At 73.9% G+C, this 9652-nt stretch carries 9 protein-coding genes; 4 read left to right on the plus strand and 5 right to left on the minus strand.

Translation table 11 applies throughout. The features are described from left to right. The first annotated feature begins 412 nt into the window (after positions 1 to 412). Together AB0L34_RS30765 and AB0L34_RS30770 are read left to right on the plus strand one after the other, a co-directional pair. Positions 413 to 832 carry a protein phosphatase gene (locus AB0L34_RS30765; RefSeq protein ID WP_363708804.1) on the plus strand — a complete coding sequence of 140 codons (420 nt, stop codon included), beginning with the start codon at positions 413 to 415 and terminating at the stop codon, positions 830 to 832. A gap of 125 nt (positions 833 to 957) precedes the next feature. Next, positions 958 to 1206 carry a hypothetical protein gene (locus AB0L34_RS30770; protein WP_363708806.1) on the plus strand — a complete coding sequence of 83 codons (249 nt, stop codon included), beginning with the start codon at positions 958 to 960 and terminating at the stop codon, positions 1204 to 1206. A 69-nt stretch (positions 1207 to 1275) separates the two neighbouring features. Here AB0L34_RS30770 and AB0L34_RS30775 read toward each other — a convergent pair whose 3' ends face one another. After that, on the minus strand, positions 1276 to 3549 hold the full coding sequence (locus AB0L34_RS30775; protein ID WP_363708808.1) for an excinuclease ABC subunit UvrA: 2274 nt from the start codon (positions 3547 to 3549) through the stop codon (positions 1276 to 1278). Between the two features lie 369 nt (positions 3550 to 3918). Between AB0L34_RS30775 and AB0L34_RS30780 the strand changes: the two genes are divergently transcribed. Then, entirely contained in the window at positions 3919 to 5892 is a 1974-nt protein-coding gene (locus AB0L34_RS30780; protein WP_363708810.1) for a hypothetical protein, read from the plus strand. A gap of 176 nt (positions 5893 to 6068) precedes the next feature. Next, complete coding sequence (locus AB0L34_RS30785) at positions 6069 to 6809, plus strand: MerR family transcriptional regulator (RefSeq protein WP_363708812.1); 741 nt, start codon at positions 6069 to 6071, stop codon at positions 6807 to 6809. A gap of 124 nt (positions 6810 to 6933) precedes the next feature. Here AB0L34_RS30785 and AB0L34_RS30790 read toward each other — a convergent pair whose 3' ends face one another. From AB0L34_RS30790 to AB0L34_RS30805, 4 genes are all read right to left on the minus strand, one after another. Next, positions 6934 to 7227: a hypothetical protein gene (locus AB0L34_RS30790; RefSeq protein WP_363708814.1), complete on the minus strand. Its 294-nt coding sequence runs from the start codon at positions 7225 to 7227 to the stop codon at positions 6934 to 6936. 30 nt (positions 7228 to 7257) lie between these two features. After that, a complete protein-coding gene (locus tag AB0L34_RS30795) occupies positions 7258 to 7869 on the minus strand; it encodes an NAD(P)H-dependent oxidoreductase (RefSeq protein ID WP_363708816.1) in 612 nt (203 codons plus the stop codon). Positions 7870 to 7967: 98 nt separating this feature from the next. Continuing rightward, on the minus strand, positions 7968 to 8756 hold the full coding sequence (locus AB0L34_RS30800; RefSeq protein WP_363708818.1) for a YwiC-like family protein: 789 nt from the start codon (positions 8754 to 8756) through the stop codon (positions 7968 to 7970). Beyond that, the gene (locus AB0L34_RS30805) at positions 8753 to 9085 is read right to left on the minus strand and encodes a cupin domain-containing protein (protein ID WP_363708820.1); all 333 of its coding nucleotides are present in this window, start codon (positions 9083 to 9085) and stop codon (positions 8753 to 8755) included. The genes AB0L34_RS30800 and AB0L34_RS30805 overlap by 4 nt, the downstream gene beginning before the upstream one ends. Positions 9086 to 9652 lie beyond the last annotated feature (567 nt).

The following is a 9652-nucleotide window of genomic DNA, read 5'->3' on the forward strand; positions in this document are numbered from 1 at the left end:
TTCACCACAAGGGGGATCGCTGGCCGGCACCCGACACGGGCGCCGGCCAGCGGCACATCTCCACCAGCCGACAGCCGGCCGGCCGGAAAGTACGGCAGGTGCGGGAACACCGACGGCCGTCGGCTGGTTGAATGAGGTGTCGGTGTGCCCAGTGTCCCCGGGCCTCACCTGAATTGCCTTCGCGGAATACCGTTCGGCTGGAGCCGCGTCGCGCCACGCGCCGAGAGGCGACCTGCACACCGACGCCCAGCGCCGCCCCCGTGCCGATCCGGCCGGGGGCGGCGCTGTCTCGTGTCCGCGCTCGTCCCCGTGGCGGGCCACGGTGGCGGACCTGTGCGGGTCGACGCCGCCACGACCTCGCGTGCTGCGAGGCGGGGCGGGGGAGTGGGCGCGGTGGAAGCAGAATGGGCCGGTGGATGTGCAGCGGGAGTGGCGCGACCAGCCGGGTGTGGTCGTACTGCCGAGTGGCGCGGCGGTGCGCGGGCGCCGCGTCGCCGACGTGGCCTCGTCTGCGGACTTCGCCCTGTTGTTGGCGCCTGGGCCGGCGCCGGCGTGGCCGCACCGGCGGATCCGGTGGCCGGACTTCTGGATCCCGTTGGACCGGGCGGACGCGGTCGACGCGTTGACAGAGGCGCTGCGTCGGGCCCGCGCCGGCGAACGGGTGGAGGTGGCCTGCAAGGGCGGCACCGGACGCACGGGTACGGCGCTGGCCGGTTTGGCGATCCTGGACGGGCTGCCGCCGGAGCGGGCCGTGGACTGGGTGCGCGCCGCCTACCGGCCGCGGGCGGTGGAGACCCCCTGGCAGCGTCGCTGGCTGCGCCGCCTCGCCTGATCCGGGGCGATCGTGGCGCGCACGGCCGGCCACCTTGTTGTGGTTCGTGTCATCGGCGAGGTTTGCGGAGCTCACGGTGGGTAAGAGGGGCACCTCGTCCGAACCTTGAGGCAGGTACCAGCACCATGGCCCCACCCCGCACCCTTGTCCACTACCACGGTGTGCACCGCGCCGCCGCGCGCCCGGTGCCGACGATCGCCCGCACGGTCGCGTCGCTGGCCGTGCTCGTCGTGCTCGCCACGCTCTTCCTCGACGCCCTGCTGATCACCGTCGGGCTGCTCACCCCCGTCGCCGCCTCGGTGCCGCCGCTGCGGCGCTGGGTGCGCCGGCTGGCGGCCCCGTCCGTCCGGGCCGTCCCGGTGCCCGGCCGCTGAGCGTTCCCGTGCCGCGTGGCTGCCCTGGTCCCGGCGTCTGCGGCACCGGGACCAGGGCGCGTCGCTTTCTCAGCGGCCGACGTACTCGCGCAGGTGGCGGGCGGTCAGGGTGTCGCCGTGGGCGACCAGATCGGCCGGGGTGCCGGTGAACACGATCCGGCCGCCGTCGTGCCCCGCCCCGGGCCCGAGGTCGATCAGCCAGTCGGCGTGCGCCATGACCGCCTGGTGGTGCTCGATGACGATGACCGTGTTGCCGGCGTCGACGAGCCGGTCCAGGAGCGCGAGCAACTGGTCCACGTCGGCGAGGTGCAGGCCGGTGGTCGGCTCGTCCAGCACGTAGGTGCTCGCGCTGTCGGCCATGTGGATGGCCAGCTTGAGCCGCTGCCGCTCGCCGCCGGAGAGGGTGTTGAGCGGCTGCCCCAGGGTGAGGTAGCTGAGCCCGACGTCGACCAGCCGGTCGAGGATCACCCGGGCCGAGCCGCTGGGGAAGAAGTCCCGGGCCTCCGTGGCCGACATGGCGAGCACCTCGCTGATGTTCTTCCCGCGCAGCCGGTAGGTGAGCACCTCGTCGGTGAAGCGCCGGCCGTCGCACTGCTCGCAGACGGAGGCGACGCCGGCCATCATCGCCAGGTCGGTGTAGACCAGGCCGATGCCCTTGCAGGTGGGGCAGGCGCCCTCGGAGTTGGCGCTGAACAGGGCCGCCTTGACCCCGTTGGCCTTGGCGAAGGCCGTCCGGACCGGGTCCAGCAGGCCCGTGTAGGTGGCCGGGTTGCTGCGCCGGGAACCCCGGATCGGGGTCTGGTCGACGACCACCACGCCGTCGCGGCGGTGCAGCGAGCCGTGGATCAGCGAGCTCTTCCCGGAGCCGGCCACGCCGGTGACGACTGTCAGCACCCCGAGCGGGATGTCGACGCTGACGTCCCGCAGGTTGTGCAGGTCGGCACCGCGGATCGACAGGTGGCCGGACGGCCGGCGTACGTGCTCGCGGAGGCGGACCCGGTGGTCGAGGTGGCGGCCGGTGAGGGTGTCGGAGCGGCGCAGGCCCGGCACGTCCCCGGTGTAGCAGACCTGGCCGCCGGCGGCGCCCGCCCCCGGCCCGAGGTCGACCACGTGGTCGGCGATCGCGATGGTCTCCGGCTTGTGCTCGACGACCAGGACCGTGTTGCCCTTGTCGCGCAGGCGCAGCAGGAGGTCGTTCATCCGGGCGATGTCGTGCGGGTGCAGGCCCACGGTCGGCTCGTCGAAGACGTACGTGACGTCGGAGAGGCTGGAGCCGAGGTGCCGGACCATCTTCACCCGCTGCGCCTCGCCGCCGGAGAGGGTGGCGGATTCGCGGTCGAGGCTGAGGTAGCCGAGGCCGATCTCCACGAGCGAGTCGAGCAGCTCACGCAGGTTGCCGACCAGCGGGGCGACCGACGGGTCGTCGATGTCGCGGACGAACCCGGCCAGGTCGCTGATCTGCATGGCCGAGCACTCGGCGATGTTGCGTCCGGCGATCCGGGAGGAGAGCGCCGCCTCGTTGAGCCGGGCGCCCCGGCAGGCGGCGCAGGTGGTGAAGGTGACCGCCCGGTCGACGAACGCGCGGATGTGCCGCTGCATCGACTCGCGGTCCTTGGCCAGGTAGAGCCGGCGGACCTTGACCGCCAGGCCCTCGTACGTCCAGTTGTTGCTGCCCACCTTGATCTTGGTGGCCGGTTTGTGGAGGAAGTCCTCCCACTGCTGGGGCGTGTAGTCCTGGAGCTTGACGTCGGGGTCGAACAGGCCGGAGTTGACGATGGTCTGCCAGTACCAGGAGTCGACGGCGAAGTTGGGCACCGTGATTGCGCCGTCGTTGAGGGACCGCTCGACGTCGACCATCTCGTTGACGTCGAGGTCGGAGACCCGGCCGAGGCCCTCGCAGGTCGGGCACATCCCCTCGGCCAGGTTGAAGCTGAACGCCCCGGCGCCGCCGACGTGCGGGGTGCCGAGCCGGCTGAACACGATCCGCAGCATCGCGTACGCGTCGGTGGCGGTGCCGACCGTGGAGCGGGAGTTGGCGCCCATCCGCTCCTGGTCGACCACGATGGCCGGGGTCAGGTTGCGCAGCGAGTCGACGTCGGGCCGGCTCAGGCTCGGCATGAACGACTGGAGGAAGGCACTGTAGGTCTCGTTGATCAGGCGTTGCGACTCGGCGGCGATGGTCCCGAAGACCAGGGATGACTTCCCCGACCCGGAGACGCCGGTGAAGACGGCCAGCCGACGTTTGGGGATGTCGACGGAGACGGCCGCGAGGTTGTTCTCCCGGGCTCCGCGTACCTCGATCATGTCGTGGCTGTCGGCGGCGGACCGTGCTGGCTGCTGCATGCGAACCCTTCGCGAGATTGTGGGCGGGGTTCCGCCCGGGTGTGTCTTCGGGGACGGCTTCCTTCGATCGTCTCATTGACGTGCGTGTGGAGGGTTCTGCCGCGTTGGCCTGCCTCCCACGCCCAGAGAGGTACGGGAAGTCTCAAATAACGTGTAAGCGGGGGTGGCGCTGGCGTCCGGAGGGCGCGGTCCACGTGGGACGCGGCACGTCAACCCGGCGCCGATGGATAACGGACGGACCGTAACCGGCGTCCTGAGTGGGAGCCCGCCGCCGAGGTCTGCTGCGGTGCACGGACTCGCTGCGATCCGTGGTTGACCTTCGATGTGGCGAGATTTACGGTGATGGCCGAAATTACAGAAGGGATGCCTATGCCTCTCCAGCAGCGTCGCCGCCTGGCGTCGGTCGCCATCGTGGCGACCCTCGTCGCCGCCACCGCCGTGTCGGGTACCCCGGCCGTGGCTGCCACGCCGACCGAGACCCTGGTCGGCGTGCCGCACCACAACCTGGCCATCTACGGTGCGACCTTCGGCTCCACGTCCGCGGGCGACTACGCGTACGCCGTGGCGCGCGGGACCACCGGCGCGCTCAACGTCATCGACACCCGCACCGCGACCGTGGTCCGGACCCTGCCGCTGCCCGGCGCCGGCGGTTCGTGGGGCGGCACCGTCACCCCGGACGGCACCGCGTACATCGGCGCCGACAGCAAGTTGTTCCGCTACCGGCCCGGTGCGGACCACGTGGAGGACCTGGGCTCGCCGGTGCCGGGGGAGACCACGACGTGGCGCCTGGCCAACGACGGGGAGCGGGTCTTCGTCGGCACCTTCCCCACCGGCAAGGTCTACTCGTTCGACCACCGCACGGGTGCCGTCCGCGACTACGGGCAGATCTGGCCGGGCGAGCAGTACGCGCGCAGCATCGGCGTCGCCAACGGCAAGATCTACGTCGGCCTGGGCACGGTGGCCCGGCTCGTCGAGGTCGACGTCGACTCCGGCGAACGGCGGGAGATCCCGCTGCCCGAGCAGTACCGCGGCGAGCAGTTCGTCTACGACCTCGACGTCCACCAGCACACGCTCTTCGCCCGGCTCGCCAACAGCAACCAGGTGCTCGTCCACGACCTGAAGGCCGGCCGGTGGATCGGCGAACTCGGTACCGCCGCGGGCCTGAACTTCTCCCCGCCGGACGCGAAGAAGAACGTCTACTTCGGCTCGTCGGCCGGCCGCCTGATGGCCTACAACCTCGACACCCGGACGCTCACCCCGACCAGCTTCACCGGGTTCGGCACCGCCCGCGGATTCGGCTGGGCGCACCTGGACGACCCGGCGTGGCCCGGCAGGACGCTCGTCACGATCAGCCTGAGCGGCAACCTGTCCTACTACAACCCGCAGACCGGCGCCAAGAAGGTCGTCTCCGCCGGGGTCAAGGGGCTGCCCGCCCAGCTGCAGACGGTGGAGGCCGGCCCGGACGGCAAGATCTGGTCCAGCGCCTACCCGAGCGGCGGCATCACCTCCTACGACCCGGCGACCGGCGCCTTCAGCGAGAACGCCGGGGCGCTCGGCCAGGCCGAGGGCCTGCACTCCTACCAGGGCAAGATCTACGCCGGCGTGTACCCGGGCGCGAACCTGCTCGAACTCGACCCGACCAAGCCCGTCGTGCGCGGTACCAACCCCCGGCAGTTCGCGACGCTCCGCACCGAGCACCAGGACCGGCCCTTCGCCATCACCGGGGTCGGCAACCGGATCGCCTTCGGCACCATCCCCGAGTACGGCCAGCTCGGCGGGGCGCTGACGCTCGTCGACCCGGCCACCGGGGCGAAGGAGGTGCACCGCAACGTCGTGCCGGAGCAGAGCGTCACCGCCCTGGCCACCGTCGGGAACCTGATCCTGGGTGGCACCGGCATCTGGGGTGGGCTCGGCATCGCGCCGACCCAGACGGAGGCGAAGCTCTTCCTCTGGGACCCGGCGACGGCGACGAAGGTCTGGGAGGGTACCGCCATTCCGGGCGCCAAGGCGATCACCCGGCTGATCGTGGCGCCGGACGGCCGGATCTGGGGGTCCACGGTCGGCACGCTCTTCGAGTTCGACCCGGTGAGCCGGACCGTGGTCCGGACCGTCGAGGTGGAGCCCTTCGACTGGAACGTCACCCACGTCTGGCGTAGCGACCACCTGGCGGTCGCGCCGGACGGCGCGGTGTGCGGCAACTTCCGGACCACCGTCGCCTGCGTGGACCCCGAGACGCTCTCGGTCGAGAAGCTGGCCACCGGCATCAGCGACGTGTGGACGATGGACGCGTCGGGCGTCATGTACTACGCCCGGGGCGGGGAGCTGTACCGGCTCACGCGCTGAGCCCGCCGGCCCGGTCCGAGGGGGCCCCTTCCTGTCGAGTCGTGGACAGGAAGGGGCCCTTCCGTGCACCCCCGGTGGCGTCGACCGCCCGGCGGGGCGGCCTTCCCCGCCGCCGGCGCGACGACGATGCCGCGGGCACGAAATTCCGGCCGGTGGGTGGGCGGTACGGTGGCCCGGTGGTGACCGCGCGGAAGGGCAGTGGCCGGCTGCGGGCCGTGGACCTCGCCGCGACCGCCGGGATCTCCGTCCAGCAGGTCCGCAACTACGTCGACCTGGGCGTGCTGCCACCGGTCGAACGCACCCCCGCCGGCTACCGCATCTTCACCGCCGACCACCTCCGGGCGCTGGCGGTGGCCCGCCGGATGGCCGAGGGCCACGGCTGGGCGCGTACCCGGGAGATCATGGCCGCCGTGCACCGGGGCGACCTGGCGGCGGCGCTGGCGGCGCTCGACGGAGGCCACGCCGAGCTGGACCGCGAGCGGGCGGACATCCGGCGGGTGCTCGGCGCGTTCGAGACCGTGGTGACCAGCCCGCCGGCGACCCCGCCGGCGCCGCGGCGCGGGGTGCGCATCGGCGCGGTCGCCGACCTGGTCGGGGTCCGCACCTCCCAGCTACGGCTGTGGGAGCACCGCGGCCTGGTCCGGCCGGTCCGCGAGCGCGGCACCGGCTACCGGGTGTACGACCAGGCCGAACTGCGTGCCGCGCAGGTCGTCGCGCTGCTGCGCCGGGGCGCGTACCCGTTCGACATCATCGCGGCCGTGCTCGACGAGATGCGCACGACCGGCAGCGCCCAACGGGTCCACGCGGAGCTGGCCCGGCGGGAGCAGGAGCTGCACCGGCGCAGCCTGCGGCGGCTGCGCGCCTCGGCGGCGCTGTACGACTACCTGCGGCACCGCGACCCGACCCTGCCGGCCTGACTCAGCGCAGCACCAGCAGGTCGAGGTGGTCGACGACCGGGCCGGTCGCCTCGGCGCAGCTCGCGGGCCGCCGCGTCCAGGTCGGTGACGTGACGGATCATCGTGGACAGCCACGCGGCGTCCATCATGGAGTCTCGTAGCGGCAGCGCGAGGCGTCGCCGGCGAGCAGCGGCCGATGGGCGGCGCGGGATCGCATCGCGCCGGCGGGCTCCACGCCCACCACCCGGACGCCGTACCAGTCGGTGAAGGCGCCGGCCCACGCCCCCGTGCCGGCGCCGAGGTCGAGCACGGTCGTCCCGGCACGGGACCGCAGGTGCCGCCCCACCGCGTGCCGCCACCGGTCCAGCCCGCTGCGCGGCAGTTCCCGGGTGGCGGCGAAGGCGGCCGCGTCGGTGTCGTCGTAGGAGATCAGAGCCACGGCCGGCCGGGGCCTGGCCACGACCTGCGGTCAGCCGGACGCGCGCCCCGCGACCCGCCCGTCCCGTGCCTCGCCGAGCGCCGTCGAGGCGAAGAAGGCGTCCGCGGCGCGGAGTGCGGTCGCGTCGCCGAGCACGTCGCCGGGGCGGTCGGCGTGGCCGAGCAGCGCACCGCCCCATCGCATGCCGAGGTAGTCGGCGCTCATCCACAGGCTGTTCACCATCGGGTCCGCCTTGGCCGGGTCCTCGGCGCTGAGGGCGCTGATCGCCCACATCGTGCGGCCGCGCATGCGGGGCCGGAAATCGACCCCGGGCAGCCGCAGCCAGGTCGACCAGTGGTCGAGGTAGAGCTTGGTCGGGGCGCTGACGCTGTACCAGTAGACCGGTGAGGCGATCACCAGGTCGGTCGCGGCAAGGGTCTCCGTCAGCAGCAGCGCCTCGTTGCCGGACGGCGGGGGAGGGAACTGGCCGTGTCGGATGTCGTGGAACGGCGCCAGTGGATGGTCGGCCAGGCGGAGCCAGCGTTGCTCGACACCGGCCGGCAGCGCGGCTGCCGCGCGTCGGGCCAGGAGTTCGGTGTTGCCACCGGGGCGTGAACTACCCAGGAGGAAGAGGAAGCGCCTGACCGCACCGTCGATGTCCATCGGGGTCGAATGTACCCACCCGGGCGGCCGTGCGGGGATCTGCGGATCGCGGACGCCGTCGCCCTGCCGCCGCAGGACCAACCGGCCGGGTATCCGGTTCAGAAGGCCACTGCCGCCAGCACCAGCAGGGTGTACGCCGTCTCGACCAGCCCCACCTGCTTCGGCGTGAGCCGGCGCCCGGGCAGCGCGACGGCCCGGGCCAGCAGCGCCGCGAAGACCAGGGCGACCGGCGTCGGCGCCCAGAGCGCCGCGGCGAGCGCGGCGACGCCGTGGTACGTCCGGGACGCCCACCGGTACCGACCGCTGTCCCGCTCCCGGATCATCGTCTTGACGTACAGGATCGTGCCGACGAGGTAGCCGAGCGCCACCACCGTCGCGCCGGACACCCGGGCCGGCGGCACCCCGGCGACCGTGGCGACGACGAACCCGAGCAGCCCGCACTGCGCCACGAAGGCGAGGTCGTTGACGAGCGCCCGGTCCCGGCGCCGACGCGCGTAGCCGGCGTTGACGGCGGCCAGGACGCCGTAGAGCGGCGCGTACGCGAGGACCGCCGGCCGGGCCGCCAGCACCGGCGCGGCGCAGAGCGCGGTGGCGACGCCGTACGCGGCCAACTGTGGGCGTACCCGCCGGAACCGGCCGGTCTTGACCGCCTGCAACCCGAAGTACGACAGCGGGTAGGCGGCGAGCACCGCCCCGAGCAGAGGCAGGTGCAGCGGGTGCGGGCCGGTGACGGTCACCGCCGCCAGGAACGGCAGCAGCAGCATCGCCCAGGCGCCGTGCTGCGGCGGCAGCCAGCCGGGTGACCGGCCCCCGGCCCGCGCGCGGCCGGTGGCGGTCGCCGTGGGCGGTCCGGCCGGGCGGCGACGGCGGGCGGGGACGGCGGTCACGGGCGTGGCGTCACGGTGAGCAGGACGGCGGCGTCCGTCACGGCGTGCAGCGCGTGCCGCCGGGGCGGGACGACCACTAGGTCGCCGGCGTGGCCCTCCCAGGACTCGTCGCCGGCCACGAGGCGTACCTGCCCTTGGAGCACCTGCAGCGTCGCCTCGCCCGGGCTGTCGTGCTCGTCGAGCGAGCGGCCGCCCCGGAGCGCGAGCAGCGTCTGCCGCAGCCGGCGGTCCCGGCCGCGGTGCAGGTTGTGGGCGCTGCGCCCGCTGTCGGCCTCCCGGGCGGCGGCGAGCTGTTCGTCGGCGAGGCGGGTCAGCGAGTGGCCTTCCATCGTGTGTCCTTCCGGGTGGGGTGGCGCGCCGGTGCGCCGGGCGGGGCAGTCCGTGCGGCGGCGACCCTCGCGCAAACCGGAAGATCGTCTACCGCTTTCGGCTACCAGCATCCGCGCCCGACCCGCCCGGCGGCAGGGCCGATGGTCCCGGAATCCGGGCCGCCGAGGTCGCCCGCGCCGGCGGACCCCACGGTTTCCGCCGCCACGCCGGCCGCCGGGGCATCGGGAAGCCGGCCCGGCCCCCGGACCGTGCCGACTAGGGTGCGGGGCATGAAGGTTCGGCTGCTGGCGGCCACGGCGACCGCCGTCCTCCTCGCCGCCGGCGCGCCCGCCCCGGTGGCGGCCGCCCCGACCGCTCGTACCGCCGCCGTGACGGGCGTGTCCGGCGCGGTGCCGCCGGCGCCGTGCCCGAAAGCGCCCGCGCCGGCGGTGTCCCGGCCGCCGCGCCCGTCGCCGCCGCCGGCCGTGCCCGAGGAGCGGGCCGTGGGCGGGCGGGCGCGGGCCCGCCCCCCCCGCCCCCCCCCCGGGGCCGCGCGGGCGCGCCCCCCCCCGCCCCCCCCCCCCCCC

The sequence above is a fragment of the Micromonospora sp. NPDC052213 genome, from assembly GCF_040679695.1.
Lineage (GTDB): Bacteria > Actinomycetota > Actinomycetes > Mycobacteriales > Micromonosporaceae > Micromonospora.

Excerpts from the sequence above, each read along its gene's own strand:
- AB0L34_RS30770 (WP_363708806.1), top strand. The coding sequence starts at position 958 with ATGGCCCCACCCCGCACCCTTGTCCACTACCACGGTGTGCACCGCGCC.
- AB0L34_RS30775 (WP_363708808.1), bottom strand. The coding sequence starts at position 3,549 with ATGCAGCAGCCAGCACGGTCCGCCGCCGACAGCCACGACATGATCGAG.
- AB0L34_RS30780 (WP_363708810.1), top strand. The coding sequence starts at position 3,919 with ATGCCTCTCCAGCAGCGTCGCCGCCTGGCGTCGGTCGCCATCGTGGCG.
- AB0L34_RS30795 (WP_363708816.1), bottom strand. The coding sequence starts at position 7,869 with ATGGACATCGACGGTGCGGTCAGGCGCTTCCTCTTCCTCCTGGGTAGT.
- AB0L34_RS30805 (WP_363708820.1), bottom strand. The coding sequence starts at position 9,085 with ATGGAAGGCCACTCGCTGACCCGCCTCGCCGACGAACAGCTCGCCGCC.